22 protein-coding genes, 1 tRNA gene and 1 pseudogene are annotated in these 25627 nt (G+C 71.4%); 10 read left to right on the top strand and 14 right to left on the bottom strand.

Annotated elements, in window-relative coordinates; all coding sequences use genetic code 11:
* Window positions 1-117: 117 nt before the first annotated feature.
* Window positions 118-1749 (bottom strand): NAD(P)/FAD-dependent oxidoreductase, encoded by a 1632-nt coding sequence (locus ACZ66S_RS40290; RefSeq protein WP_469906561.1) that lies wholly within the window; start codon window positions 1747-1749, stop codon window positions 118-120.
* A 228-nt stretch (window positions 1750-1977) separates the two neighbouring features.
* Between ACZ66S_RS40290 and ACZ66S_RS40285 the strand changes: the two genes are divergently transcribed.
* The 5 genes from ACZ66S_RS40285 to ACZ66S_RS40265 all read left to right on the top strand — a co-directional run bounded on the left by ACZ66S_RS40285 (window position 1978) and on the right by ACZ66S_RS40265 (window position 8024).
* Window positions 1978-3291 carry a beta-ketoacyl-[acyl-carrier-protein] synthase family protein gene (locus tag ACZ66S_RS40285; protein ID WP_469906560.1) on the top strand — a complete coding sequence of 438 codons (1314 nt, stop codon included), beginning with the start codon at window positions 1978-1980 and terminating at the stop codon, window positions 3289-3291.
* On the top strand, window positions 3288-4517 hold the full coding sequence (locus ACZ66S_RS40280) for a ketosynthase chain-length factor (protein WP_469906559.1): 1230 nt from the start codon (window positions 3288-3290) through the stop codon (window positions 4515-4517). The genes ACZ66S_RS40285 and ACZ66S_RS40280 overlap by 4 nt, the downstream gene beginning before the upstream one ends.
* A 61-nt stretch (window positions 4518-4578) precedes the next feature.
* Window positions 4579-4836 carry an acyl carrier protein gene (locus tag ACZ66S_RS40275; protein WP_469906558.1) on the top strand — a complete coding sequence of 86 codons (258 nt, stop codon included), beginning with the start codon at window positions 4579-4581 and terminating at the stop codon, window positions 4834-4836.
* Between the two features lie 90 nt (window positions 4837-4926).
* Complete coding sequence (asnB, locus tag ACZ66S_RS40270; RefSeq protein ID WP_469906557.1) at window positions 4927-6780, top strand: asparagine synthase (glutamine-hydrolyzing); 1854 nt, start codon at window positions 4927-4929, stop codon at window positions 6778-6780.
* A gap of 8 nt (window positions 6781-6788) precedes the next feature.
* Entirely contained in the window at window positions 6789-8024 is a 1236-nt protein-coding gene (locus ACZ66S_RS40265) for an FAD-dependent monooxygenase (RefSeq protein ID WP_469906556.1), read from the top strand.
* A 7-nt stretch (window positions 8025-8031) separates the two neighbouring features.
* Here the strand turns inward: ACZ66S_RS40265 and ACZ66S_RS40260 are convergent, their stop codons facing one another.
* A complete protein-coding gene (locus ACZ66S_RS40260; RefSeq protein ID WP_469906555.1) occupies window positions 8032-8310 on the bottom strand; it encodes a DUF6059 family protein in 279 nt (92 codons plus the stop codon).
* A gap of 149 nt (window positions 8311-8459) precedes the next feature.
* Here ACZ66S_RS40260 and ACZ66S_RS40255 point away from each other — a divergent pair, with 149 nt between their 5' ends.
* Complete coding sequence (locus tag ACZ66S_RS40255) at window positions 8460-8585, top strand: hypothetical protein (RefSeq protein ID WP_469906554.1); 126 nt, start codon at window positions 8460-8462, stop codon at window positions 8583-8585.
* A 4-nt stretch (window positions 8586-8589) separates the two neighbouring features.
* On the opposite strand, the gene ACZ66S_RS40250 is transcribed toward ACZ66S_RS40255, so the two are convergent.
* Together ACZ66S_RS40250 and ACZ66S_RS40245 are read right to left on the bottom strand one after the other, a co-directional pair.
* The gene (locus tag ACZ66S_RS40250; RefSeq protein ID WP_469906553.1) at window positions 8590-10113 is read right to left on the bottom strand and encodes an FAD-dependent monooxygenase; all 1524 of its coding nucleotides are present in this window, start codon (window positions 10111-10113) and stop codon (window positions 8590-8592) included.
* A 213-nt stretch (window positions 10114-10326) separates the two neighbouring features.
* Window positions 10327-10411, bottom strand: a tRNA-Leu gene (locus ACZ66S_RS40245).
* Between the two features lie 160 nt (window positions 10412-10571).
* Between ACZ66S_RS40245 and ACZ66S_RS40240 the strand changes: the two genes are divergently transcribed.
* Complete coding sequence (locus ACZ66S_RS40240) at window positions 10572-11000, top strand: PAS domain S-box protein (RefSeq protein WP_469906552.1); 429 nt, start codon at window positions 10572-10574, stop codon at window positions 10998-11000.
* A gap of 67 nt (window positions 11001-11067) precedes the next feature.
* On the opposite strand, the gene frc is transcribed toward ACZ66S_RS40240, so the two are convergent.
* Window positions 11068-12324, bottom strand: coding sequence for a formyl-CoA transferase (gene frc / locus ACZ66S_RS40235; protein ID WP_469906551.1), 1257 nt, complete (start codon window positions 12322-12324; stop codon window positions 11068-11070).
* Between the two features lie 93 nt (window positions 12325-12417).
* Window positions 12418-14166 carry an oxalyl-CoA decarboxylase gene (oxc, locus tag ACZ66S_RS40230; RefSeq protein ID WP_469906550.1) on the bottom strand — a complete coding sequence of 583 codons (1749 nt, stop codon included), beginning with the start codon at window positions 14164-14166 and terminating at the stop codon, window positions 12418-12420.
* Between the two features lie 254 nt (window positions 14167-14420).
* Here oxc and ACZ66S_RS40225 point away from each other — a divergent pair, with 254 nt between their 5' ends.
* On the top strand, window positions 14421-16004 hold the full coding sequence (locus ACZ66S_RS40225) for a FadD7 family fatty acid--CoA ligase (protein WP_469906549.1): 1584 nt from the start codon (window positions 14421-14423) through the stop codon (window positions 16002-16004).
* Between the two features lie 36 nt (window positions 16005-16040).
* Here ACZ66S_RS40225 and ACZ66S_RS40220 read toward each other — a convergent pair whose 3' ends face one another.
* From ACZ66S_RS40220 to ACZ66S_RS40200, 5 genes are all read right to left on the bottom strand, one after another.
* Window positions 16041-16973 (bottom strand): LysR family transcriptional regulator, encoded by a 933-nt coding sequence (locus ACZ66S_RS40220; RefSeq protein ID WP_365453859.1) that lies wholly within the window; start codon window positions 16971-16973, stop codon window positions 16041-16043.
* Between the two features lie 83 nt (window positions 16974-17056).
* Window positions 17057-17269 carry a formate dehydrogenase subunit delta gene (locus ACZ66S_RS40215; protein WP_469906548.1) on the bottom strand — a complete coding sequence of 71 codons (213 nt, stop codon included), beginning with the start codon at window positions 17267-17269 and terminating at the stop codon, window positions 17057-17059.
* Between the two features lies 1 nt (window position 17270).
* The gene (fdhF, locus tag ACZ66S_RS40210; RefSeq protein WP_469906547.1) at window positions 17271-20087 is read right to left on the bottom strand and encodes a formate dehydrogenase subunit alpha; all 2817 of its coding nucleotides are present in this window, start codon (window positions 20085-20087) and stop codon (window positions 17271-17273) included.
* On the bottom strand, window positions 20084-21697 hold the full coding sequence (locus ACZ66S_RS40205; RefSeq protein WP_469906546.1) for a formate dehydrogenase beta subunit: 1614 nt from the start codon (window positions 21695-21697) through the stop codon (window positions 20084-20086). Before ACZ66S_RS40205 ends, fdhF begins: the two co-directional genes overlap by 4 nt.
* Window positions 21694-22173 carry a formate dehydrogenase subunit gamma gene (locus tag ACZ66S_RS40200; RefSeq protein ID WP_469906545.1) on the bottom strand — a complete coding sequence of 160 codons (480 nt, stop codon included), beginning with the start codon at window positions 22171-22173 and terminating at the stop codon, window positions 21694-21696. The genes ACZ66S_RS40205 and ACZ66S_RS40200 overlap by 4 nt, the downstream gene beginning before the upstream one ends.
* A gap of 276 nt (window positions 22174-22449) precedes the next feature.
* On the opposite strand from ACZ66S_RS40200, the gene ACZ66S_RS40195 reads away from it, so the two are divergent.
* A complete protein-coding gene (locus ACZ66S_RS40195; RefSeq protein ID WP_469906544.1) occupies window positions 22450-23139 on the top strand; it encodes a GntR family transcriptional regulator in 690 nt (229 codons plus the stop codon).
* 18 nt (window positions 23140-23157) lie between these two features.
* Here ACZ66S_RS40195 and ACZ66S_RS40190 read toward each other — a convergent pair whose 3' ends face one another.
* A complete protein-coding gene (locus tag ACZ66S_RS40190; protein ID WP_469906543.1) occupies window positions 23158-23979 on the bottom strand; it encodes an acyl-CoA dehydrogenase family protein in 822 nt (273 codons plus the stop codon).
* A 199-nt stretch (window positions 23980-24178) separates the two neighbouring features.
* Between ACZ66S_RS40190 and ACZ66S_RS40185 the strand changes: the two genes are divergently transcribed.
* Window positions 24179-24871, top strand: coding sequence for a GntR family transcriptional regulator (locus ACZ66S_RS40185; RefSeq protein WP_469906542.1), 693 nt, complete (start codon window positions 24179-24181; stop codon window positions 24869-24871).
* Between the two features lie 37 nt (window positions 24872-24908).
* On the opposite strand, the gene ACZ66S_RS40180 is transcribed toward ACZ66S_RS40185, so the two are convergent.
* Both ACZ66S_RS40180 and ACZ66S_RS40175 read right to left on the bottom strand, forming a co-directional pair.
* The gene (locus ACZ66S_RS40180; protein WP_469906541.1) at window positions 24909-25430 is read right to left on the bottom strand and encodes a beta-class carbonic anhydrase; all 522 of its coding nucleotides are present in this window, start codon (window positions 25428-25430) and stop codon (window positions 24909-24911) included.
* 29 nt (window positions 25431-25459) lie between these two features.
* Window positions 25460-25627: pseudogene (locus tag ACZ66S_RS40175) on the bottom strand (formyl-CoA transferase); the annotation flags it as partial.

Here is a 25627-nt window from a genome sequence, read left to right as displayed (position 1 = left end):
AGGACGTGGGTGGTGTTTGGGCCCCCCCCCTGACGAAGGGGAACAACCCCCCACAACACGGAGGCGTGTCCCCCCTCCCCGCCGTCCCCACCGCGCCACACCGCATCCGCGGTTCCCTCAGAGCGTGGCCTGCACCTGCTGCGGCGACACGGCCAGCAGGTCGCGTATCTCCGCACGCGGGTGGTCCTGCGCCCATTCGGCGACCACCTGCATGTTCTCGGCCGTCGGGCTGATGAACCGCTGCTCCGGCCGGTTCAGCCCCAGCGCCGGGAACATCCAGTCGGACTCCCGGACGCGCGCGAGCATGGTGTCGGCGGCCTCCTGCGCCGACAGCCGGCCCTCGTCCACGGCGTCGCACTGGGCGACGAGCTCGTCGAACATCTCCGCGTTGAAGTCCGTCGGGCACCACAGCCCCGGGTACTTGCTGTCGTCCAGGGCGCGCAGCGGTTCGTCGTTGCCGGCCGCCTTGGCCGCCTTGAGGGCGTTGAGGAACCGCTTGCTGCCCACCGCGCTGCCCGTCACCCAGATCCGGAAGACGGCGTTCCACAGGTCGTAGTTCTGGAAGCTGATGTACGAGGCGTTGACCAGCCGGTCGTTGTAGTCGAGCAGCCCCTGCTCCAGCCGCTCCACCGGTTCGAACCGCTCCGCCGAGAAGTCGTCGTCGCGCAGGGCCTCCATCAGCCGCCAGGCCAGCGTGTTGATGAGCTCGCAGGTGTTGGACAGACCCCGCGAGAACAGCGGGTCGATGAAGCCCGCCGCGTGGGACATCAGGCACCAGCGGTCGCCGACGGTCCGGGTGGACGAGTACTGCATCCGCGGCGTGCGCACCCACTCACGGGCGCTGCGGGCTCCGGCCAGTTGCCGCTCGACGGCGGGGAACCGCCGTACGTGCTGCCAGAACTCGTCCTCCGGGGACAGGCCCGGCTGCTCCGGGTAGCGCCGCTCGTCCACCTGGAGGCCGACGCTGCACAGCGGGTTGGTGGCGTCCGGGTGGTTGTCGAACGGGATGATCCAGATCCAGCCGCGGTCGAACATGTGGTGCAGGGTGCCGCTGTGCCACGGCACCGGCGGCCGGTCGGCGGGCCCGTGCCGCAGATGGTCGTCGGCCGGCTCGACACCGATCATGTGCGTGAAGATCGACCGGGCGTGGTGCTTGAGCCGGCTCGGCTCCTCCCGCAGCCCGAGCTGGTCGGCGAGCGGCGAGCGGAACCCACTGGCGTCGACGAGGTAGCGGGCCCGGTACGAGGAGCCGTCCGCGCCGATCACCGAGACGCCGTCGTCGGCGAAGTCGACCTTGGCGACCCGGTAGTTCTGCCGGGCCTCGCAGCCGTACTTCAGGGCCACGTGGAACATGTACGCGTCGCTGTCCTGACGGAAGAAGTGCGCCGCGTTCCCGGTGACCTCGAGCAGCCGGAACATGTTGGTCTCCCGCGGGTCGGGCTCCTCGCCGTCCCGGTGGATCATGAAGCCGAAATTGCTCTTCTGGCCGTGCGAGGAACCGACGTGTTTCTTCACGCTCTCGAAACTGCCGAGGTGACCGATCTCGGGCACGTCGTAGCGGTGTGCCAGAAGACGCAGGATGAACAGCGTCTGCCCGATGGTGGATTCCCCCACGGCAAAACGGGGATGCTGGGCCCCGTCCAGCAGGAGCGTACGGAATCCGTGCTTTGCGAGAATGGCACCGAGCATCGTTCCGGAGAGGCCGGTACCCACCACGGCCACATCGTACGTTCCTTCGTCGCGCCGCATATCTGCGTACCCCTTCGTTCGTTTCGCCGGACCATGCCGATCCATGACGACGGCTGGCTCTCCCCAGTGCAGCAAGGGGCCCTCAAAAACCGTTCGAGGGCCGATCGTTCCGGCTGCCGGAGGACCCGCCGGCACCGGCGTACGCCCCCGTCGATCGGCCTTCGAGGCACCCTGGATCGGCCCGCAGCATTCTCGGCTCAGGCCCGGTACGGAAGACACGGAAAAAATATGTGCCGGGAAGCCCCAGCGGAGGGAGAGACGGTGGAAGGAATACCCGAGGGGCGCCGCGTCGTCATCACCGGAATAGGCGTGGTGTCCCCTGGCGGAATCGGCAGGAAACAGTACTGGGAACTCCTGACCTCGGGGCGTACGGCAACCCGCACCATCACGTTGTTCGATGCCTCGCCGTTCCGCTCGCGTGTCGCGGCCGAGTGTGATTTCGACCCGATAGCGGCCGGACTCACCCGCCGTCAGATCCGGCAGTGGGACCGGACCACGCAATTCGCCGTGGTGGCCGGAAAGGAGGCGCTGGAGGACAGCGGAGTCCTCGGCCAGTCGGACCCCTACCGCACCGGCGTCATGATGGGCACCGCCTGCGGCAGCACCATGAGCCTGGACAGCGAGTACGCGCTCGTCAGCGACGAGGGCAAGTCCTGGCTCGTCGACGAGTTCCACGGTTCGCCGTACCTCTACGACTACTTCGTCCCCTCCTCCATGGCCGCCGAACTCGCCTGGATCGCCGAGGCGGAGGGCCCGGTCGGCGTGGTGTCGACCGGCTGCACCTCCGGCATCGACGTCCTCGGGCACGCGGCCGACCTGATCCGGGAGGGCCACGCCGACGTGATCACCACGGGCGCCTCGGACGCGGCGATCTCCCCCATCACCGTCGCCTGCTTCGACGCCATCAAGGCGACGACCGCGCGCAACGACAGCCCGGAGACGGCGTCCCGCCCCTTCGACCGCACCCGCAACGGCTTCGTGCTCGGCGAGGGCTGCGCCGTGTTCGTCCTGGAGGAACTGGAGCACGCCCGTAGCCGGGACGCCCACATCTACGCCGAGATCTCGGGCCACGCCTCCCGCTGCAACGCCTACTCCATGACCGGGCTGAGCGACGAGGGGCTGGAGATGGCCGACGCGATCACCAGCGCGCTGGACATGGCCCGGCTGGCCCCGTCCGACATCGACTACGTCAACGCGCACGGCTCGGCCACCAAGCAGAACGACCGGCACGAGACCAACGCCCTCAAGCTGAGCCTGGGCGCGCACGCCTACGCCACCCCCGTCAGCTCCATCAAGTCGATGATCGGGCACTCGCTCGGAGCCATCGGCGCCCTGGAGACCGCGGCCTGCGCCCTCGCCGTGGAGCACTCGGTCGTCCCGCCGACGGCCAACCTGCACGAGCCGGACCCCGACTGCGACCTGGACTACGTACCGCTGGTGGCCCGGGAGCAGGAGGTCGGCACGGTCCTCAGCGTCGCCAGCGGCTTCGGCGGGTTCCAGAGCGCGCTGGTCCTCAACAAGCCGCAGCGGAGGCAGGGGTGAGCGGCTCGGCTCCACGCCCCGTCATCACCGGCATCGGGGTCGTCGCTCCGACCGGGCTCAGCACCCGCGACTGGTGGGCGGCCGTACTGCGCGGCGAGAGCGGCATCCGCCGGATCACGCGCTTCGACCCGTCCGGCTACTCGGCCACGGTCGCCGGCGAGATACCGGAGTACGCGACCACCGACAGGCTGCCCAGCCGCCTGCTGCCGCAGACGGACCGGATGACCCGTCTCGCGCTCATCGCCGCCGAGGAGGCCCTCTCCGACGCGGGCGCCGAACCCGCCACGATGCCCGACTTCGCGTGCGGTGTCGTGACCGCCGCCTCCGCCGGCGGCTTCGAGTTCGGGCAGAAGGAACTGGAGGCCCTGTGGTCCAAGGGCGGCCGGTACGTCAGCGCGTACCAGTCGTTCGCCTGGTTCTACCCGGTCAACACCGGGCAGATCTCCATCCGGCACGGGCTGCGCGGCCCGGGGAGCGCGGTGGTCGCCGAGCAGGCCGGCGGCCTCGACGCCATGGCCAAGGCGCGCCGGCACATCCGCTCCGGAACCCCCCTCATGGTCACCGGCGGGGTCGACGGGTCCCTGTCCCCGTGGAGTTGGCTGTGCATCATCCGCTCCGGCCGGGTCAGCGAGTCCGGCGACCCGCGCCGCGCCTTCCTGCCCTTCGACCGCCGTGCGCAGGGGGCGGTCGTCGGCGAGGGCGGCGCCCTCTTCGTCATGGAGGGCCGCGAGCAGGCCGGGGAGCGCGGCGCGCACCACCGGTACGGCGAACTCGCCGGGTACGCCTCGACGTTCGACCCGCGCCCCGGATCCGGGCGGCCACCGGGACTGCGCAGGGCCGTCGAACTGGCCCTGGAGGACGCCGGGATCGCCCCCCGCGACGTCGACGTGGTCTTCGCCGACGCGTCCGGCGTCCCCGAACTCGACCGTGTGGAGGCCGAGACGATCGCCGGGGTGTTCGGCCCCCGGGCCGTCCCGGTGACCGCGCCCAAGACCATGACGGGCCGGCTGCTGGCGGGCGGTGCCCCGCTGGACGTCGCCGCCGCACTGCTCGCCCTGCGCGACGGCGTCGTCCCGCCCACTGTCCATGTGGACGCCCCGGCCCACGAGGACCTGCTCGACCTCGTCCGGGACGAGCCCCGCGAACGGCCGCTGTCCACCGCGCTCGTCGTCTCCCGCGGCCTGGGCGGCTTCAACTCCGCCCTGGTCGTCCGCACCGCCCCCTGACGTCCGGCCCCCGCACCCCCAGGCGGGCGGACCCGGCTTCTCATCCGGAAAGGAAACCCACATGACCTCGTTCGAGATCAAGGACCTGGTGCAGCTTCTGCGCGAGTGCGCGGGCGAGGACGAGGAGGTCGACCTCGACGGCGACATCCTCGACCTCCAGTTCACCGACCTCGGATACGACTCGCTCGCCCTCTTCAACACGGTGAGCCGCATCGAGCGCGACTACTCCGTCGAACTGCCCGACGACGTGGTCGCCGAGATCAGGACGCCCCGCCAACTGGTGGACCTGGTCAGCACGGGGCTCACCGAGCGGGTGTGACCGCCCGCTCCTACCGCTCGTCGCCCAGGCACCGCCCGGCCGCACGCGGACGGCGGTGCCTGCCGACGACTTCTTCCGAGGGAGACAGCGATGTGTGGCATCACAGGATGGATCGACTTCGAGCGCGACCTGACGCACGAATCGGCCCGGGCGGGCGCGATGACAGGGACCATGGCCTGTCGCGGGCCCGACGCCGAGGGACTGTGGATCGACGGCCACGCGGCGCTCGGCCACCGGCGGCTGGCCGTGATCGACCTGGAGGGCAGCCGCCAGCCCATGACGGCCGAGGACGACGAGGGACGCACCCTCGCATCGCTCACCTTCTGCGGCGAGATCTACAACTACCGTGAACTGCGTGCCCAGTTGACGTCCCTGGGCCACCGGTTCCGGACGGCCGGCGACACCGAGGTGGTGCTGCGCGGCTATCTCCAGTGGGGCCCGGAACTGGCCGAGCGGCTGAACGGCATGTTCGCCCTCGCCGTCTGGGACACCCGCACCGAGGAACTCCTGCTGCTGCGCGACCGCATGGGAGTCAAACCCCTCTTCTACCTGCCCACCGAGCACGGCGTCCTCTTCGGTTCCGAGCCCAAGGCGATCCTGGCCAACCCGCTGGCGCCGCGCCGGGTGTCGGCCGAGGGGCTGTGCGAGATCCTCGACATGGTCAAGACCCCCGAGGCCGCCGTCTTCGCGGGCATGTACGAGGTAGGGCCGGGCCAGATGGTCCGGGTCGGGCGGCAGGGGCTGCGCAAGCACACGTACTGGCGCCTGGAGGCCCGCGAGCACACCGACGACCTGCCCACCACCATCGCCACCGTCCGGGACCTGCTGGAGGACGTCGTCGCCCGCCAGATGGTCTCCGACGTACCGCTGTGCCTGCTGCTCTCCGGTGGCCTGGACTCCTCCACCGTGACGGCCCTCGCCGCCCGCGCCTCGGCGGCCCGGGGGCTGGGAGCCGTACGGTCCTTCTCCGTCGACTTCGCGGACGCGGCCGACCGGTTCCAGCCCGACGCGGTGCGCGGCATGCGCGACACCCCCTTCGTCCACGACCTGGTGGACCACGTCGGCACCCGGCACACCGAGGTCGTCCTGGACAGCGCCGGGCTCGCCGAACCCGCCCTGCGCGCCTCGGTGCTGCGCGCGGTGGACCAGCCGCCGGCGTTCTGGGGCGACATGTGGCCCTCGCTGTACCTGCTGTTCCGCTCCGTGAAACAGCACTCCACGGTGGCCCTGTCCGGCGAGGCGGCGGACGAACTCTTCGGCGGCTACCGCTGGTTCCGCAACCCCGCCGCGGTCAAGGCCGACACCTTTCCCTGGCTGACCTCGGGCTCCGCCCGCTACTTCGGCGGCCTGGCGCTGCTGGACAAGGGCTTCCTCGACAAGCTCGACCTCCCCGGCTACCGCCAGGACCGCTACCAGGAGGCCCTCGCCGAGGTGCCGCGGCTGCCCGGCGAGAGCGCGGACGACCGGATGATGCGCAAGGTCGGCTATCTCAACCTGACGCGTTTCGTGCAGACCCTGCTGGACCGCAAGGACCGGATGAGCATGGCCGTCGGCCTGGAGGTCCGGGTGCCGTTCTGCGACCACCGGCTCGTCGAGTACGTCTTCAACACCCCGTGGGCGATGAAGTCCTTCGACGGGCGGGAGAAGAGCCTGCTGCGGGCGGCCGCCGCCGACCTGCTGCCCCGTTCGGTGCTGGAACGCGTCAAGAGCCCCTACCCGGCCACCCAGGACCCCGTCTACGAACAGGCCCTGCGCACCGAGCTGGCCGACGTGCTCGCCGCCCCGGACTCCCCCGTGGCCCCGCTGCTCGACCGGTCCCGCGCGGCGAGGACGCTGGCCGGACCGCTGGGCGACGTCAGCCGGCCGTACGACCGCGGGAGCCTGGAGATGGCGCTGTGGCTCAACGCCTGGCTCACCGAGTACGACGTCACCCTCGACGTGTGAGGCGCGCGGTGACGGAGACACGGACCGACTTCTGCATCGTCGGCGGCGGACCCGCCGGCCTGACGCTCGCGCTGCTCCTGCTGCGTTCCGGCGCCCGGGTCACCGTCGTGGAGAAGCTGCGGTCGCTGGACCGCGAGTACCGCGGGGAGATCCTCCAGCCGGGCGGCCAGCAACTCCTGGCCGCACTGGGCGTGCTGGACGGCGCGCGGGCCCGGGGCTGCCACGAGCACGACCGCTTCCTGCTGGAGGAGAAGGGCCGGGTCCTCATCAACGGCGACTACCGCCGGCTGCCCGGCCCCTACAACTGCCTGCTCAGCATCCCGCAGCGGCACATCCTGGAGGAGCTGCTGGAGCAGTGCTCCCGGTACCCCGGATTCGCCCACCTGGGCTCCGCCCGCTGCTCCGCGCTCATCTCGGACACCCGGCAGCGGGTGCGGGGCATCCTCGGCCGCGGACCGGACGGCGACCTGATGGTGCACGCCCACTGCGTCATCGGCGCGGACGGCCGGTACTCGAAGGTGCGGCAACTGGCCGGGGTGGGCTACGACCGGTTCGAGGACTTCGACCAGGACGTGCTCTGGTTCAAGCTGACCTCCGAGGGCCCCGTGCCGTCCGACGTACGCATCTTCCGCGCCGGCGGCAACCCGGTTCTGGCCTACGCCTCGCATCCCGGGCACCTCCAGATCGGCTGGACCCTGCCGCACCGCAGGTACAAGGAGCTCGCGGCCCGGGGCCTCGACCACATCAAGGCGCGGCTCGGCGCGGCCGTACCGGACCAGGCGGAGCGGATCGACGCGGAGATCACCTCGTTCAAGGACCTGTCGCTGCTCGACGTCTTCTCCGGCGTCGCCAAGGAGTGGACGCGGCCCGGGCTGCTCCTCGTCGGGGACAGCGCGCACACGCACGGCCCGATCGGGGCCCAGGGCATCAACCTGGCCATCCAGGACGCCGTGGCGGCGCATCCCGCCCTCATGTCGTCGCTGCACGACGGTGCGGACGGCTCCGAGCCGCTGCGGCGGTACGCGGCGGACCGCCGTCGGGACGTGCAGCGGATCATGAGGATCCAGGCGGTGCAGGGCAAGATGATGCTGTCGGCGGGCGGCCTCGCGTCGGTGGTCCGCCCGAAGGTGGCGGCCCTCGTCTCCCGCACGCCCGCCTACCGGGCCGTGCTGGACCGGCTGGCCTTCGGCAACCGGGAGATCGTGGTCCGCGAGGAGCTGTTCGGCCCCGCCCCGTCGACCTGACGCGCGGTCACCTCGCGCGGCGCCACGAGCGGGCCGGGAACAGGTCCTGGTCGAGTTCGCGCTCCAGCGGACTCAGCGGCAGGTCGGGGCGGAGCCGCTCGGGATGGCCGACCGGCGGAAGGACGAGCGGCGGGGCGTCCTTCTCCGCCTGTCTGCGCCGCAGTTCCGCCATCGCCTCCCAGGCGTCGGGAGCCGCCAGGTGGAGGAATCCGAGAGCCACGAAGGAGCGCACGACAGCCCAGCCGAGAGATCTCAGGACCGTCCCGCGACGTGAGAACCCGGCCATGCCCACTCCCCTGTCGTCGGTCGGTCACGCACACGGACAGCGTGGCGACCAACGGTCGGGGACGGCTGGACGATCGTCAGCGGCTCGTTAGAGCCCGGCCGTACGGGGACCCGCCCGTGCGGGTGGCGCAGAGTATCGGAGGAGTTCGGATGGACGAGGCACTCAGCAGCGACGACAGCCCGGCCGGCGGGCAGGAACCGGTGCAGCCGCCGCCACTCCTGCTCGCGGGGGACGACGACGAGGCCGAGCCGCACATCTGCCGCGGCATCGACTGACGGCTCACCGCGCCACGGCCTCCTGACGCTCCGACGGAACGAACCACGTGCGCAGCGCACGCTCCAGGCCGTCGGCGTCCGGGGGGCCGTCCGTCCCGGCGGCCCAGGCGATCACCCCGTCGGGCCGCAGCAGCAGGGCGGACAGGTCGCCGTACTCGATCGCGGCCACACGAGCGGTGCGCAGGGTGCCGTGCCAGGGCCGGGCCGCCCGCTCCACCCCGGGCTGCCCGGTGTGGACGAGGACGGGCCGGCCCTGCTCGGCGAGCCGGGCGAGGGTGGTCGCGGCCGTACCGGCGGACGCGGCCGGACGCAGGATCAGGTCGGGGCAGTGCGTGCCGGTCAGCCGGTGCGCGTCCGGACCGGCGTGGGGCAGGGCGTAGCGGGTGTCCAGGCCGCTGAGCAGGCGGCCGAAGTAGCGGTTCACCTCGGGGATGTCCATGAGGTCGGAGACGATGTCGCGCAGGGCGTCGGTGTGCGGTCCCGGCCGCATCAGCGCGGACTGGGCCCGGGTGTTGTGCAGCGTGGCCTCCGCGACCGGTCGGCGCTCGGCCGTGTAGGTGTCCAGCAGTCCCTCGGGGGCCGTCCCCCGCAGGGTCGCAGCGAGCTTCCAGCCGAGGTTGGCGGCGTCCAGCAGGCCCAGGGTCAGCCCCTGACCGCCGTTCGGCGAGTGGACGTGCGCGGAGTCGCCGGCCAGCAGGACCCGGCCGCTGCGGTACGACGGGACGAGGCGGGCCTGGTCGGTGAAGCGCATGGCCTGGTGGACCGCGGTGACCTCGACCTCGGCGCCGGCCACCCGGCGCAGACTGGCCTCCAGTTCCTGTGCGGTGACCGGTGCCCGGGTGTCGGTGCGGACGTCCTCGAAGTCGAAGGTGCCGACCATGCCCGGGGCGTGGAAGAGCGTGCCGGTCGGTGTCCGTCCGGTGGGCGGCAGCCCGGCGGGGCAGACGACGTCGGCGCGTGCCCGGCGGGCGACCATGAGGGGCTCGGTGCCGGGGAAGGCGAAGCCGGTCAGCTTGCGGACGGCCGACCTGCCGCCGTCGCAGCCGATCACGTACGGGGAGGCGAGGCGCCGCACCCCGGCGGGGGTTCGGCAGGTGACGGTGACCCGGTCCGCGCTCTGCTCCACGCCGGTCACGACGTGTTCCCGGTGGGTCCGCACCCCCAGGCCCGCCGCGTGGTCGGCGAGCACGCGCTCCAGGTCGGGCTGCCAGATCAGTGCGCCCGCCCGGTCCGGGTCCTCCTGCAGCTCCTGGTCGATCTTGTGGATCCAGGCGAAGTGGCCCTTCTCGCTGCCGTGGTCGCGTCTGCGGTCGGCGGCCCCGCGCGGCTGGTGCGCCCGCAGCGGCCCGTCGAGGCCCCGGCGCCGGAGCGCCTCGGCCGCCAGCGGGCCGATGCCGCGGGCCCGGGGTTCCGCGGACGGCTCGGCCAGTTGCTCCACGAGCAGCGGACGCACGCCGTGCAGCCTCAGTTCGGCGGCCAGCAGCAGTCCCACCGGCCCGGCGCCCACCACGATGACATCGGCGTCCATCTTCCCTCCTCGCACGAGTGGTTCCCACGATGAGCCGACGGACCCCGGGCACCGCTGCGAACCGGTCATCATCACCCTGGCGGGTTCGCGCGGGACCTTTGACCGAGCACCGGCGGCCGGGGCGGGGGTGGAAGGGAGCCGCGGGCGGCCGAAAACACGAAATGTGCCGACCGAGGTTCGGTCGACACATGGGATGTGTGCGATGTGAGTGAGTGTCCGAGGGGGGACTTGAACCCCCACGCCCGATAAAGGGCACTAGCACCTCAAGCTAGCGCGTCTGCCATTCCGCCACCCGGACCAGGTGTCTGCCGCCTTGACGGGGGTGTTCCCCGCGGCGACATGGACAACAATACCAAGCTTTCGGAGCGCCCTTCACCTGCATATCCGTCCGGAGAGAGGCTGTGGCGACAGTATTCTGTATACTGTTGGCCACCAAACGGCCCCTGCTCGGAGGCGACATGGAAGATCTGGATTCCGCGGTGGTGCTGGGCATGTCGGACCAGGCACCCGACGGCATAGTGATCATCGACAGGGAAGGGCTGATCCGCTACTGGAACCGGGGGGCCGAGCGCATCTTCGGGTTCTCGGCGGCCGACGTGGCGGGACGGAGCCTGGACGTCATCATTCCCGAGAGGCACCGCAAGCGGCACCAGGAGGGCTTCGACGCGGCCATGGAGCGGGGGTCCAGCAAGTACGGCGACGCAGACCTGCTGAACGTGCCCGCGCTCGCGGCGGACGGCCGCAAGCTGTCCATCGAGTTCAGCGTGGTGCTGCTGTCGGGCCCCGACGGCAGCCCCTACTGCGGCGCGGTCATCCGGGACGTCACCGCGCGGCGCGAGCGGGAGCGGGAACTGATGCGGCGCCGGGCCGAGGCGACGACGGTCTGAGCCCCGCCGGACAGCGCGGAAGCGGCCGTGACCCTCGGGGTCACGGCCGCTTCGCGTCGGCTCCGCGTCAGACGATGACGCCGCTCTCCTTGAGCCGGCCGATGGTCTCCTCGTCGTAGCCCAGTTCCACCAGGACCTCGGAGCTGTGCTCACCCAGCAGCGGGGCGCCGACGATCTCCGGCTTGAACCCGGAGAACTTCACCGGGCTGCCGACGGTCAGATACGTGCCGCGGCCCTTCTGCTCGACCTCGACGACCGTGCCGCTCCTGCGCAGGTCCTCGTCGTAGGCGATCTCCTTCATGCTCATCACCGGGGCGCAGGGCACCTCCCACTCCCGCAGGATGTCCACCGCCTCGTACTTCGTCTTGTCCGCGAGCCACTTCTCGATCTCCTCGAAGATCTCGAAGATGTGCGACTGGCGGGCGCGCGCGGTGGCGTACTCCGGGTCCTCGGCCCACTCGGGGTGACCGATCACCTCAGCGGTGCGCTTCCAGTTCTGCTCCTGGACGGTGAAGTAGATGTACGCGTTCGGGTCGGTCTCCCAGCCCTTGCACTTGAGGACCCAGCCGGGCTGGCCGCCGCCGCCCGCGTTGCCGCCGCGCGGCACCACGTCGGTGAACTCGCCGTTCGGGTACTGCGGGTACTCCTCCAGGTGGCCGACCCGCTCCAGGCGCTGCTGGTCGCGCAGCTTGACGCGGCACAGGTTGAGCACGGCGTCCTGCATGGAGACGGAGACCTTCTGGCCCCGGCCGGTCCTGCCGCGGTCGATGATCGCGGTGAGGATGCCGATCGCCAGGTGCATCCCGGTGTTGGTGTCGCCGATGGCCGCGCCGGAGATGGTGGGCGGACCGTCCCAGAAGCCGGTGGTGGAGGCGGCGCCGCCCGCACACTGGGCGACGTTCTCGTAGACCTTGAGGTCGTTCCAGGACGACTGGTCGTTGAAGCCCTTGACCGAGCCGAAGATCAGGCGCGGGTTGAGCTCCTGGATGCGCTCCCAGGTGAAGCCCATGCGGTCCAGGGCGCCCGGCGCGAAGTTCTCCACCAGGACGTCGGCGTCCTTGATGAGCTTCTCCAGGACCTCCTTGCCCTCGGCGGTCTTGGTGTTGATGGCGAGGGAGCGCTTGTTGCTGTTGAGCATCGTGAAGTAGAGCGCGTCCAGGTCCTCGATGTCCCGGAGCTGACGGCGCGTCACGTCACCGCCGTTGGGGCGCTCCACCTTCAGGACGTCGGCGCCGAACCAGGCGAGCATCTGCGTGCAGGCGGGACCGGCCTGGACCCCGGTGAAGTCGATCACCTTGATTCCGGCGAGCGGCTTTTCACTCATGTGTGCTTCCTTTTCGTGAACGTGCGCGTACGCAGCGGGAGTTCGGGACGTGAGGGAGGAACTCGGGGTGCGGGGACCCGGGATGCGGGCGGGTCACTTCTTCGCCGGCGTGATGTTGCCGACGGTGATGCCCTTGGGGTTCAGGTGCGAGATGTGACCGCTCTCGGTGCCGGCCGACGGGTCGATCACGCAGTCGATGAGCGCCGGTCCGCCGGAGGCGAGGGCCTCGGTGAGGGCGGCGGTGACCTCGGCGGGCGTGGTGGCCCGGTAGCCCTTGCCGCCGAACGCCTCGATGAGCAGGTCGTGGCGGGCGGCCGACATCAGGGTCGTGGGCGAGGGGGCGTCGTCGTAGGGGTTGGTGTCGTCGCCGCGGTAGACACCGCCGTTGTTCATGATCACGGTGACGACGGGCAGTTGGTAGCGGCAGATCGTCTCGATCTCGATGCCGCTGAACCCGAAGGCGCTGTCGCCCTCGACGGCCACGACCGGGGCCCCGCTCTCCACGGCGGCGGCGATGGCGTAGCCCATCCCGATGCCCATGACGCCCCAGGTGCCGCTGTCGAGGCGGTGGCGCGGTACGTGCATGTCGATGACGTTGCGCGCGATGTCCAGGGCGTTGGCGCCCTCGTTGACGAGGTACGTCTCGGGGTGCTGGTGCACCACGTCCCGTACGGCCTTCAGGGCGCCCATGAACTGCATGGGGTGCGGGTCGGCCTCCAGGCGCTTGGCCATCTTGGCGACGTTCTGCGCCGAGCGCGCCCCGAGCTCCTCGCGCCAGGCCGCGGGGGCCGTGATCTGGCCGGGCTTGGTGCGCTCGGCGAGCGCGTCGAGCACCGACTCGATGTCACCGACGAGCGGAGCGGAGATGGGCTGGTTGCTGTCCATCTCCTTGGGGTCGATGTCGATCTGGACGAACTTCGCGTCGGGGTTCCAGCCCGCCTGGCCGTGCCCCAGCAGCCAGTTGAGGCGCGCGCCGATCAGCATCACGACGTCGGCCTTCTTCAGCGCCAGGGACCGGGCGGTGGCGGCCGACTGCGGGTGGTTGTCGGGCAGCAGGCCCTTGGCCATCGACATCGGTACGTAGGGGATGCCGGTGGACTCGACGAACTGCCGTACCTTGTCGTCGGCCTGGGCGTACGCGGCGCCCTTGCCGAGCACGATCAGCGGGCGCTCGGCGGAGGCCAGCAGCTCGATCGCCCGGTCCACGGCCTCCGGCGCCGGGAGCTGGCGCGGCGCGGGGTCGACGAGACGGCTCAGCGTCTTGTCGCCCTCCGCCTTCGGCAGGATGGCACCGAGCACCGCGGCGGGGATGTCGAGATAGACACCGCCGGGGCGCCCGGAGATCGCGGTGCGCAGGGCACGGGCGATGCCGCGGCCGATGTCCTCCACGCGGCTGACCCGGTAGGCGGCCTTCACGAAGGGCTGCGCGGCGGCGAGTTGGTCCATCTCCTCGTAGTCGCCCTGCCTGAGGTCGACGAGGTGGCGCTCGCTGGAGCCGGAGATCTGGACCATGGGGAAGCAGTTGGTGGTCGCGTTCGCCAGCGCGACCAGGCCGTTGAGGAAGCCGGGGGCCGAGACCGTGAGGGCCACGCCGGGCTTCTTGTTGAGGTAGCCGGCGATGGCGGCCGCGTGCCCGGCGTTGCTCTCGTGACGGAAGCCGATGTAGCGGATGCCCTGCGCCTGGGCGAGCCGGGCCAGGTCGGTGATCGGGATGCCGACCACCCCGTAGATGGTGTCGACGTCGTTCATCCTGAGCGCGTCGACGACCAGGTGGTACCCGTCGGTGAGCTCGGTCGGAACGTCGGCTGCTGCCGCGGTCTCCAGGGTCGAGGGAGCGGTCATGGTCCGAGGTCCTCCTTGGGCAGGTCCTGCCGGAGCGGCTACTTCTCTCACCATCGGCAGCGCGCTCGCCCGCGTCCAAGACCCATCGGCGACCAGCCGATAAACGGCGTCTATCGAGGGCTGGTCAGGGGCCCGGCAACCGACTTGATAGACGCTTGCTATCGGCCGTTCGCCAGCGGGTATTGGACGTCCACCGGGTGCCACCGCACGCTCGCAGAGGACGTTTCGTCGGATCTGTGCGAGGGGGTGGGGTCATGGCCGTTCCGGCCGCGGCATCCGTGCGTGACGCGAACCGGTACCGGCCTCCGGAGGTCTCCGGCCTCACCGACCTCCTCGACCGCCAGGTGCGGGAACGCCCCTGTGCCCGGGCGCTTGTGGTCACCGGTGAGCGGGCGCCGCTGTCGTACCGCGCCCTCGCGGCCCTCGCCGACGACGTGGCCGCCCGGCTCCGCGGGGCGGGCCTTGGCCGGGGTGCGGCGGTCGGCCTGATCTGTGCCAACACAGCCGAGTTCGTGGTCGGGTTGCTCGGTGCGGCGCGCGCCGGGCTTGTCACGGCACCGCTGGACCCCACACTGCCCCGGAGCCAACTAGCCGCCCGGCTCACGGCCTTGGGGGCGCGGGCGGTCCTTCTGGACGCGTCGGCCTCCGGTGCCGGCGCGCTCCCGGTGCCCGTGTGGCCGCTGCGCGTGGACGTCGCGCGAGCCGGGTCGGCCGTGGTGTCGCTCGAACCCGGCGGGTGCGGGGCGCCCCACGTCGGCGCGGCCGCAGCGGAGTTGTCGGACCGGGACGCCCTCGTGCTGTTCACCGCCGGCACCACCGACCGGGCGAAGATGGTTCCGCTGAGCCACGCCAACGTGGCCGCCTCCGTCCGGAACATCTGCGCCACCTACGAGTTGGGGCCCGACGACGCCACCGTCGCGGTGATGCCGTTATTCCACGGGCACGGGCTGTTCGCGGCACTGCTGTCCTCCCTGGCGAGCGGCGGCTGCGTGCTGCTGCCCGAGCGGGGGCGGTTCTCGGCGGGCACGTTCTGGGACGACATGCGGGCCGTGGACGCCACGTGGTTCACGGCGGTGCCGGCCATCCACGAGATCCTTCTGGACCGGTCGGAGCGGGAGTACCCGGGACCGCAGGCGCCGCCGCTGAAGTTCGTCCGCAGTTGCAGCGCGCCCCTCAACACGGCGACCCAGCGGGCGCTGGAGCGGACGTTCGGCGCGCCGCTGCTGTCGGCGTACGGGATGACCGAGTCCTCGCACCAGGCGACCAGCGAACCGCTGCCGCAGCGGGGAGCGCTCCGGCAGGGGTCGGTGGGCCGGCCGACCGGGGTCGCGGTGCGGGTCGTGGACCGCGGCGGACGCACCTGCCCGGCGGGGGTGGAGGGCGAGGTGTGGGTGCAGGGGCCCACGGTCGCGCGGGGCTATCTGGCCGACGGCGACGAGTCGGCGCGGACCTTCGTCGACGGGTGGCTGCACACCGGTGACCTGGGCACGCTGGACGAGGACGGGTATCTGTCGCTGACCGGCCGGATCAAGAACCTCATCAACCGGGGCGGGGAGAAGATCTCACCCGAGCATGTCGAGGACATTCTCGCGGGTTGCCCGGGAGTCGCCGAGGCGGCCGTGTTCGCGGTCCCCGACGCGGTGTACGGGCAGCGGGTCGGGGCCGCCGTGGTGCTCCGCGAGGGCGACGCCGTCGACCGCGAGGAGATCCTCCGCTACTGCCACGACCACCTGGCCCCCTTCGAGATCCCGGACCGTGTCGAACTGGTCCCCGCCCTGCCGTACACGGCCAAGGGGGGCCTGGACCGGAAGGCGGTACAGGCCCGGTACGCGTCCTGACGGGCCCGGGTGAGGCCGCCGTCCGCGCCGGCCGGCTCAGCGCACGCGGTGGTCCGGGGGCAGCGGACGGGCGAAGAAGTCGTCCAGGGACAGGCCGGTCGCCGCGTTGACGAAGGCGCGGGCGGCCACCGAGCCAGGGGTCGCCGCGTGGATGGCCACCGAGACCTGGGCCCCGGCCTCCGGGTCGACCAGGGGAAGCGCGCGGGTGCGGCCGACGACCGGCATGGCGCGCAGCCAGGTGTGCGGGACGATGCTCGCCCAGCCACCGCCGCCCACGTGCGCGTAGAGGGACGCGATGGAGTCCGTCTCGACCTGCGGGGTGACGACGTACCCCTTCTCCGCGAACACGGTGTCGACGATCTGGCGGATCCGCATGTCGGGGGTGAGCAGCGCGAGCGGCAACTGGGCCGCGTCCGCCCAGGAGACGGTGGCGGACTGGGCCACGAGCTGCTCGTCGGAGACCAGCAGCATGTATCTCTCCTGGTAGAGGGGGACGACCTGGAGGCCCTCCTGGTCGTCCGGGTCGAAGTGGGCGATGGCCACGTCGAGTTCGTAGTCACGGAGCTGGCGGTGGAGCTCCTTGGTGGACAGCCGTGAGCGCACCTGGACCTTGGCCAGCGGGTGGGCCGCGCAGAAGGCGGCCACGGGGAGGGCGAGGGTCGTGGACGCGGTGGGGTCGGTGCCCAGGCGCAGGGTGCCGGTGATGCCGGACTGCACGGCGGCCACCTCCGCCTTGAAGGCGTCCTGCTCGGCGAGGATCCGCTTGGCCCACACCACGAGCCGCTCGCCCTCGGGCGTGAGGCCCTGGTAGTTGTGGCCGCGGTTGATCAGCGTGACGTTCAGTTCGCGTTCCAGCTTGGCGATCGCCGCCGAGAGGGCCGGCTGGGAGACGTAGCAGGACTCCGCCGCCCGGGCGAAGTGCCGTTCCCTCGCCACCGCCACGAAGTATTCGAGCTGCCGGAACAGCATGAGCGGCTCCTCCCTGCCCCTGGGATCACTGACTCCATACTGTATGCAGTTTGGAGTGATGTACAGGGAGGAGACCGCACAGGTCAGCGCAGGAGTTTCACCGCGGCCACCACCAGGGGGTCCAGGCCCTCCGCTCCGGCGTCGACGAACCCGTTCAGGCGCGCACGCATGCGCGGGTCCCAGAACCTGCCGATGTGCCCGGCGACGGCTTCCGCCGCCTCCTCCCCCGGCAGGTGTCCGAGGTTCCTGGCGATGTCGTTGGCCATCCGGCACTCCGCCGGCACGGTCGCTGTCATCTCAGTCCACCACCGTCACGAGGTCGTTCCCGGCCGCCTCGGCCGCGCTCGACCGCTCCGGGCGGGCGAGCGCGACCTGCACGGCGGTCACCTTGTACTCGGGGCAGTTGGTCGCCCAGTCGGAGTTCTCGGTGGTCACCACGTTGGCGCCGGTGACGGGGTGGTGGAACGTGGTGTACACGACCCCGGTCGGCATGCGGTCGGAGATCTCGGCGCGCAGGGTGGTCTGTCCGACGCGGCTGGCCAGGGTGACCATGTCGCCGTGGTTGATGCCGCGGTCCTCGGCGTCGTGCGGGTGCAGCTCCAGGACGTCCTCGGGGTGCCAGGCGACGTTGCCGGTACGGCGGGTCTGCGCGCCGACGTTGTACTGGCTGAGGATGCGGCCCGTGGTGAGGACCAGCGGGAAGCGCCGGGTGCTGCGTTCGTTCGTCGGCACGTACGAGGTGACGACGAACTTCCCCTTGCCGCGCACGAACTCGTCCACGTGCATGATGGGGGTGCCCTCGGGCGCCTCCTCGTTGCACGGCCACTGGACGCTGCCGAGCTTGTCCAGGAGCTCGAAGGAGACCCCGGTGAACGTCGGGGTGACCGAGGCGATCTCGTCCATGATCTGGCCGGGGTGGTCGTAGGCCATCGGGTAGCCCATGGCGGTGGCGATCTCGCTGACGATCTGCCACTCGTGCTTGCCCGTCTTCGGCTGCATCACCGAGCGCACCCGGTTGATGCGGCGCTCGGCGTTGGTGAAGGTGCCGTCCTTCTCCAGGAAGGACGCGCCGGGCAGGAAGACGTGCGCGAACTTGGCCGTCTCGTTGAGGAACAGGTCCTGTACGACGACCAGTTCCATCGCTTCGAGGGCGGCGGTGACGTGCCCCAGGTTGGGGTCGGACTGGGCGATGTCCTCGCCGTGCACGAACAGGCCGCGGAAGGTGCCGTCGATGGCCGCGTCGAACATGTTGGGGATGCGAAGTCCCGGTTCGGCGAGGAGGGTTCCGCCCCACAGGTTCTCGAAGACGGTACGGACCGCGTCGTCGGAGACGTGCCGGTAGCCGGGGAGTTCGTGCGGGAAGGAGCCCATGTCGCAGGAGCCCTGCACGTTGTTCTGGCCGCGCAGCGGGTTCACGCCGACGCCGTCGCGGCCGATGTTGCCGCAGGCCATCGCGAGGTTGGCCATTCCCATGACCATCGTGGAGCCCTGGCTGTGCTCGGTGACGCCGAGACCGTAGTAGATGGCGCCGTTGGGTGCCTCCGCGTACAGCCGGGCGGCAGCCCGGAGTTCGGCGGCCGGGACGCCGGTGATCTCCTCGACGGCCTCCGGACTGTTCTCCGGGCGGGCGATGAACTCGGCCCAGTCGTCGAAGCCTTCGCAGCGCTGGTCCACGAAGGACCGGTCGACGAGTCCCTCGGTGACGACCACGTGCGCCATGGCGTTGACGACGGCGACGTTGGTGCTGGGCCGGAGCTGGAGGTGGTGCTGGGCCTCGATGTGCGGGGAGCGCACGAGGTCGATGCGGCGCGGGTCCACCACGATCAACTTCGCGCCCTCGCGCAGCCGACGCTTCATCCGGGAGGCGAACACCGGGTGCCCGTCGGTGGGGTTGGCGCCGATCACCATGATGACGTCGGCCTCGGCGACCGAGCGGAAGTCCTGGGTGCCGGCGGACTCGCCGAAGGTCTGCTTGAGGCCGTATCCCGTCGGGGAGTGGCAGACGCGGGCGCAGGTGTCGACGTTGTTGTTGCCGAAGGCCGCGCGGACCATCTTCTGGACGACGTAGACCTCTTCGTTGGTGCACCGCGAGGAGGTGATGGCGCCGATCGCGCCGGACCCGTGGCGGTCCTGGATCTCGCGCATCCGGCGGGCGACCGTGCCGATCGCCTCGTCCCACTCGACCTCGCGCCAGGGGTCGGTGATCCGGTCGCGGACCATGGGCTTGAGCATGCGGTCGGGATGGGTGGCGTAGCCGAAGGCGAAGCGGCCCTTCACACAGGAGTGGCCCTCGTTGGCGCCGCCGTCCTTGTAGGGGACCATGCGTACGAGTTCGTCGCCGCGCAGTTCGGCCTTGAAGGAGCAGCCGACCCCGCAGTAGGCGCAGGTGGTGACCACCGACCTGGTGGGCATGCCCAGTTCGACGACCGAGCGCTCCTGGAGCGTGGACGTCGGGCAGGCCTGGACGCAGGCTCCGCAGGAGACGCACTCGGAGTCCATGAAGGCCTCACCCGCGCCGGCCGCGACCTTGGAGTCGAAGCCGCGGCCCTCGATGGTGAGGGCGAACGTGCCCTGGACCTCGCCGCAGGCGCGGACGCAGCGGGAGCAGGCGATGCACTTGGACGGGTCGAAGTCGAAGTAGGGGTTGGAGGTGTCCTTCTCGGCGTCGAGGTGGTTCTCGCCCTCGTAGCCGTAGCGGACCTGCCTGAGGCCCACCACCCCTGCCATGTCCTGGAGTTCGCAGTCGCCGTTGGCCGGGCAGGTCAGGCAGTCCAGCGGGTGGTCGGAGATGTAGAGCTCCATGACGCCCTGGCGGAGCTTCTCCACCTTCGGGGTCTGGGTGCTGACCTTCATGCCGTCGGCGCACGGGGTGGTGCAGGAGGCGGGGGTGCCGCGCCGACCGTCGATCTCGACCACGCACAACCGGCAGGAGCCGAAGGCCTCCAGGCTGTCGGTGGCACACAACTTGGGGATGTCGATGCCCGCCTGTGCCGCCGCGCGCATGACCGAGGTGCCCTCGGGGACGGTCACCGGCAGCCCGTCCACCTCCACGGACACCGTGGCCGGGCCGGGCCGTTCGGGGGTGCCGAAGTCGGGTTCCTTGAGGAGTGTCATGCCGTGCCCTCCGTCTTGGGGCCAGTCGCCTGTACGGGCTGGATGTCCAGGAGTCGACGGCCGCCGAGGAAGTCGTCGGGGAAGTGGGTCAGGGCGCTGCGCACGGGCAGCGGGGTCAGCCCGCCCATCGCGCACAGCGAGCCCTCGGTCATCAGGTCGCAGAGGTCTTCGAGCAGGGCGAGGTTCTCGTCCCGGTGGGTGCCGGCGACGATTCGGTCGATCACCTCGACGCCGCGCACCGCGCCGACCCGGCACGGGGTGCACTTGCCGCAGGACTCCTCGGCGCAGAACTCCATGGCGAAACGGGCCTGGGCGGCCATGTCCACGCTGTCGTCGAACACGACCACGCCACCGTGGCCGACCATCGCTCCAGCGGCCGCGAACGCCTCGTAGTCCATGGGCAGGTCGAACATCGACTCCGGCAGGTACGCGCCGAGCGGGCCGCCGACCTGCGCGGTGCGCACCGGGCGCCCGGAGTGCGTCCCGCCGCCGTACTCCTCGACGAGTTCGCGCAGGGTGATGCCGAAGGCGGTCTCCACGATGCCCCCGCGGGCGATGTTGCCGCCGAGCTGGAACACCTGGGTGCCGCGGGAGCGTTCGACGCCGAGCTGCTCGTACGCCTTCGCGCCCTCGGCGAGGACGACGGGCACGGTGGCGAGGGTGAGGACGTTGTTCACCACGGTCGGTCTGCCGAACAGGCCCTCGATCGCGGGGATCGGCGGTTTCGCGCGGACCATGCCGCGCTTGCCCTCCAGGCTCTCCAGCATGGAGGTCTCCTCGCCGCAGATGTACGCGCCGGCGCCGACGCGGACGTGCAGGTCGAAGTCGAGGGCGGAGCCGAGGATGTTCCTGCCGAGCCAGCCGTGCTCGCGGGCGATCCCGATGGCCCGGCGCATCGTGGCCACCGCGTCGGGGTACTCCGAGCGGATGTAGAAGTAGCCCTCGCTCGCTCCGACCGCGTGGGCGGCGATGGTCATGCCCTCGATGAGCATGAACGGGTCGCCCTCCATGACCATCCGGTCGGCGAAGGTCCCGCTGTCGCCCTCGTCCGCGTTGCAGCAGACGAACTTCAGCTCGTCCGTGCAGTCGAGGACGGTCTTCCACTTGATGCCGGCCGGGAATCCGGCGCCGCCGCGGCCGCGCAGTCCGGACGCGGTGACCTCGGCGACCACGTCCGCGGGAGCGAGCGCCAGGGCGGCGCGCAGTCCGGCGAGGCCGCCGTGCGCCTCGTAGTCCTCGGCGGACAGCGGGTCGGTCACGCCGACCCGGGCGAAGGTGACGCGGTTCTGGCTCGCCAGCCAGGGCAGTTCGTCGACGACGCCGAGGCGCAGCGGATGGTCCGCCCCGTCGAGCATGCCGGCGGCGAGGAGTCCGTCGATGTCCTCGGGGGCCACCGGGCCGTAGCCGACGCGCCCCTGGGGCGTCACCACCTCGACCAGGGGCTCCAGCCACAGCATGCCGCGCGATCCGTTGCGTACGACGTCGATGGCGAAGTCGCCGCGATCCGCCGCGTGTTGGAGGGCGTGCGCGACCTCGTCGGCGCCGACGGACCTGGCCGCGGAGTCGCGGGGGACGTAGACGGTGGCCGTGGAGTGGGATGCGTTGTTCATGAGGAGACCGTCCCGTTGAGAAGGGAGCCCAGCCGGGCGGGGCCGACTCGTCCGTGGAGCCGTCCGTTCACCTCGACGGCGGGCCCCAGCGCGCAGTTGCCGAGGCAGAAGACCTGCTCGACGGTGACCGAGCCGTCCGCCGAGGTCTCCCCCAGGGGCAGTCCGGACTCGTGCGCGTAGCTCACCAGCCGGTCGGCACCCAGGGCCTGGCAGGCCTCGGCGCGGCAGATGCGCACGGTGGTGCGGCCCGCGGGCTCGCGGCGGAAGTCGTGGTAGAAGGTCACGACTCCGTGGACGTCCGCCCGGGAGAGGTTGAGCTCCTCGGCGAGCACCGGCACGGCCTCCTGCGGCACATGGCCCAACTCGGCCTGCACGGCGTGCAGTACGGGGAGCAGGGCGCCGCGCTCCCCCCGGTGACGGGCCACCACCCTCCGGACCACGCTCTCGACCGTCACGTCACTCCCGCTGGTCGTCATGATCGCTTCGCCTTCCGTCACGCGGGTCCCCGGCGAGGGATGCAGGAGACTCAGACAATACTCCATACAGACTTCTGTATACACAAGCCCTGTCGCCGAGAGCGAGGGCATGCCGGACGACTGACCGGGCGCGTGCGAACCGGGGTCGACCCGGGTGCGTGCCACGCAAAGTTGCATACCAAAACCTGTATGCTGACGCGGCCGTCGGCAACCCTCCGAACGGCCCCACTCGGCACAGCCGCCGCCCGGCGACACCGGCGGCAGAACGGGACAACCATGCGCGAGGCACTCACGGCCGCAGCGTCCCGGCGCGTCACCCGCCCGGCACCGCTGCGTCAGGCCGTGTACGACGCCCTGACCGAGCTGATCGTCAACGGCTCCCTCAAGCCCGGCCAGCACCTGGTCGAGGCCGAGCTCGCCGAACACCTCGGGGTCAGCCGCCAGCCGGTGCGCGAGGCCCTCCAGCGGCTCCAGACCGCCGGCTGGGTGGACCTGCGGCCCGCCCAGGGGGCCTTCGTGCACTCCCCCACCGAGGAGGAGGCCGCCCAACTCCTCGGCGTCCGGGCCGTCCTGGAGACCTACTCGGCCCAGCTCGCCGCCCGCAACGCCACGCCCGAGGACATCGCGCGCCTCGACGAGCTCCAGTTGGACGGCATCGCCGCGCTCGCCGCCGGCGACGTCGAGGGACTGGTCGCCGCCAACACCGCGCTGCACGACTTCATCACCGCCGTCGCCGACAACGCCGTGCTGGCCGAACTGATCGCCCAGGTCGGCCAGAAGGTCCGCTGGTACTACACGCCCATCGCCAAGCCCCGCGGCAAGGAGGCGTGGAACGAGCACACCCAGCTCATCAAGGCCATCGCCAAGGGCGACGCCGAGCAGGCGGGCGAGGTCATGCGCAGGCACACCGAGCGGACGACCGAGTTCTACCGCAAGCAGATCGCGGCCGGGGCGCACCAGGACTGACGTCGGTCCGGGCACGGTTCAGGACGCGGCGAGGGAGCCGGCGGGACGGCGGGCGCCCCCGAGGCCGGGGGCCGGGTCGAGGGCCGGTTCGAGGGCCGGGCGGCGGGTCCCGGCGGCGGCGCGCAGTTCGAGCAGCCACGGCAGGACCGTGCGCAGCACGGTGTCGAGTCCGCCGCCGTCCGCGCCGAGCATCGCCTCCGCGGGCACCAGCACGGGGTCGGCGAACACCGTCGACGTCGCACTGCCGCGCGGACCGCAGGCGCCGGGCCGGGCGGGGACGAACAGGTCGGAGGCGTGCGCCGGGACCGCCCACAGCGTCAGTCCGTCGGGGGCGGTGAGGGGCCGGGAGGACCAGACGTACAGGTCGGCCTCCCCCGCCGCGACCACCCGGTGCTTGCGGGCCCGCAGGGCCACCACCTCGCCGGAACGGGTCGCCGCGGAGCCCGGCACGAGGAGCTGGGTCTCCGCCGTCGGCCCGTCCGGCACCTCCGCGTCCTCGGTCTCCGCGAGGGCGAGGCTGGCGAGATGGCGTCCGGCGGCAATCTCGGCGCGCAGCCAGGGACCGCCGTGCGCCTCGACGACGGCGACGGCCGCGTAGTGGGACTGGAGGACGGCCGCGGTGGCCGGGCAGACGCGCGCGGTGCGCGCGACCGCGTCGGCGGCTTCCGGCAACCCCCGTCCCCCGCCGCCGAATTCGGTGGAGACCGTGAGTCCCAGGAGTCCCGCGCGGCCGAGGGCCGTCACGGCACCGCGCGGGAACCGGCCCTGGACGGCCGTCGCTTCGGCGACGGGTCCGACGACGCCGGTCAGGATTTCGGAGAGAGCGGTGCGGTACGACACGGGGCGACCCCCTCGGGCATGGCTGCTGATCCACTGTCGAACGATGATTGCATACAGTATTCTGCATGTGAAGGTGACCGCGCCAGGGGTCCAGCCGGGCAATTTCCGGGATTCGGCACGGTGCGAGAACGGGCACTGTGCGGGCCGCGGCGGTTGACGGACGGCTCGACCCACCAGTCGATCGAGGGAGACGGGGCCCATGCCCGACACACCCACCGTGACAGCCCATGGCCCGATCAACAGGCCGACCCCGCTGCGCCAGGCGGTCTACGAGGCCCTCACCGAACTGATCATCAACGGCTCGCTCACCCCCGGCCAGCACCTCGTCGAGGCCGAGCTGGCCGAGAGCCTCGGGGTGAGCCGACAGCCGATCCGTGAGGCGCTGCAACGGCTCCAGACCGCCGGCTGGGTCGATCTGCGCCCCTCCCAGGGCGCGTTCGTGCACTCCCCCACCACCGAGGAGTGCGCCCAGCTCCTCAGCGTCCGGGCCCTCCTGGAGACGCATTCCGCGCGCGGCGCCGCCCAGCACGCCACGCCCCGGGACGTCGCCAGACTGTGGGAGCTCCAGCAGACCGGGCTGACCGCCCTCACGGCCGGGGACGCCCGGGCCATCGTCGAGGCGAACGCCGCGCTGCACGGCCACATCACCCTGCTGTCCCGCAACGCGGTCCTCGCCGAGCTCATCCCCCAGGTCGACCGCCGGGTGCGCTGGTACTACATGCCCATCGCCAAGCCCCGCGGCAAGGACGCCTGGAACGAGCACGCGAGGATCATCGAGGCGATCGGCGAGGGCGCCCCCGACCGCGCCGAGGAACTGATGCGCCGGCACACCCGCAACACCACCGACTTCTACTGCCGGCAGATCGCCGCCGTGGCCGGCCGGGGCCACTGACCCCGGCCGGCCACTTCCCCCAGCGGGACAGGGCGGCTCAGGAGTGCGGAGCGATCTCCCGCAGCAGCCCTGTCGTGACGTCGAAGACGAAGCCGCGCACGTCGTCGGTGTGCGGCAGGAAGGGCGAGGTGCGCACCCGCTGGATGGACTGGCGTACGTCCTGGTCGACGTCACGGAAGGCCTCCACCGCCCAGGCGGGGCGCTGGCCGACCTCCAGTTCCAGTTCGTGCCGGAAGTCCTCGGTCAGGGTCTGCAGACCGCAGCCGGTGTGGTGGATGAGCGCCACGCTGCGGGTGCCGAGGGCGCGTTGGCTGATCGTCAGGGAGCGGATGGTGTCGTCGGTGACGACGCCGCCCGCGTTGCGGACGGTGTGGCAGTCGCCGAGCTGCAGGCCGAGTGCGGCGTGCAGGTCGAGGCGGGCGTCCATGCAGGCCACGACGGCCACGCGCAGGACGGGCCGGGCACCCATGCCGGGGTCGGTGAAGCCTGCGGCGTAGGCGCGGTTGGCTTCCACGAGCCGGTCGGTGACCGTCGCGGTTCGGGGTACGGAAGTCGACATGTGGGGCTACCTCACTCCGGTCGAGTCGGTCAGATGACGCCTTGCTCCTTGAGCTGCGGCAACTCGGCTGCGGAGAGCCCGAGTTCGTGGACGTAGATGTCCTCGTTGTGTTGGCCGAGGAGGGGTGGGGTGGTGATGTGGGTGGGTGAGTCGGAGAGTTTGAGGGGGTTGCCGACCGTGGTGAAGGAGCCGCGCTG

Source organism: Streptomyces sp. NPDC107471, from assembly GCF_055582845.1.
The sequence above is the reverse complement of the archived record's forward strand: the minus strand, read 5'-3'. Positions and strand labels throughout refer to the sequence as shown.

Excerpts from the sequence above, each read along its gene's own strand:
- ACZ66S_RS40205 (WP_469906546.1), bottom strand. The coding sequence starts at position 21,697 with ATGAACAACGCATCCCACTCCACGGCCACCGTCTACGTCCCCCGCGAC.
- ACZ66S_RS40220 (WP_365453859.1), bottom strand. The coding sequence starts at position 16,973 with ATGCTGTTCCGGCAGCTCGAATACTTCGTGGCGGTGGCGAGGGAACGG.
- asnB (WP_469906557.1), top strand. The coding sequence starts at position 4,927 with ATGTGTGGCATCACAGGATGGATCGACTTCGAGCGCGACCTGACGCAC.
- ACZ66S_RS40225 (WP_469906549.1), top strand. The coding sequence starts at position 14,421 with ATGGCCGTTCCGGCCGCGGCATCCGTGCGTGACGCGAACCGGTACCGG.
- ACZ66S_RS40250 (WP_469906553.1), bottom strand. The coding sequence starts at position 10,113 with ATGGACGCCGATGTCATCGTGGTGGGCGCCGGGCCGGTGGGACTGCTG.
- ACZ66S_RS40240 (WP_469906552.1), top strand. The coding sequence starts at position 10,572 with ATGGAAGATCTGGATTCCGCGGTGGTGCTGGGCATGTCGGACCAGGCA.
- frc (WP_469906551.1), bottom strand. The coding sequence starts at position 12,324 with ATGAGTGAAAAGCCGCTCGCCGGAATCAAGGTGATCGACTTCACCGGG.
- ACZ66S_RS40180 (WP_469906541.1), bottom strand. The coding sequence starts at position 25,430 with ATGTCGACTTCCGTACCCCGAACCGCGACGGTCACCGACCGGCTCGTG.
- ACZ66S_RS40200 (WP_469906545.1), bottom strand. The coding sequence starts at position 22,173 with ATGACGACCAGCGGGAGTGACGTGACGGTCGAGAGCGTGGTCCGGAGG.
- ACZ66S_RS40185 (WP_469906542.1), top strand. The coding sequence starts at position 24,179 with ATGCCCGACACACCCACCGTGACAGCCCATGGCCCGATCAACAGGCCG.
- fdhF (WP_469906547.1), bottom strand. The coding sequence starts at position 20,087 with ATGACACTCCTCAAGGAACCCGACTTCGGCACCCCCGAACGGCCCGGC.
- ACZ66S_RS40260 (WP_469906555.1), bottom strand. The coding sequence starts at position 8,310 with ATGGCCGGGTTCTCACGTCGCGGGACGGTCCTGAGATCTCTCGGCTGG.
- ACZ66S_RS40215 (WP_469906548.1), bottom strand. The coding sequence starts at position 17,269 with ATGACAGCGACCGTGCCGGCGGAGTGCCGGATGGCCAACGACATCGCC.
- ACZ66S_RS40285 (WP_469906560.1), top strand. The coding sequence starts at position 1,978 with ATGTGCCGGGAAGCCCCAGCGGAGGGAGAGACGGTGGAAGGAATACCC.
- oxc (WP_469906550.1), bottom strand. The coding sequence starts at position 14,166 with ATGACCGCTCCCTCGACCCTGGAGACCGCGGCAGCAGCCGACGTTCCG.
- ACZ66S_RS40195 (WP_469906544.1), top strand. The coding sequence starts at position 22,450 with ATGCGCGAGGCACTCACGGCCGCAGCGTCCCGGCGCGTCACCCGCCCG.
- ACZ66S_RS40255 (WP_469906554.1), top strand. The coding sequence starts at position 8,460 with ATGGACGAGGCACTCAGCAGCGACGACAGCCCGGCCGGCGGGCAGGAA.
- ACZ66S_RS40275 (WP_469906558.1), top strand. The coding sequence starts at position 4,579 with ATGACCTCGTTCGAGATCAAGGACCTGGTGCAGCTTCTGCGCGAGTGC.
- ACZ66S_RS40290 (WP_469906561.1), bottom strand. The coding sequence starts at position 1,749 with ATGCGGCGCGACGAAGGAACGTACGATGTGGCCGTGGTGGGTACCGGC.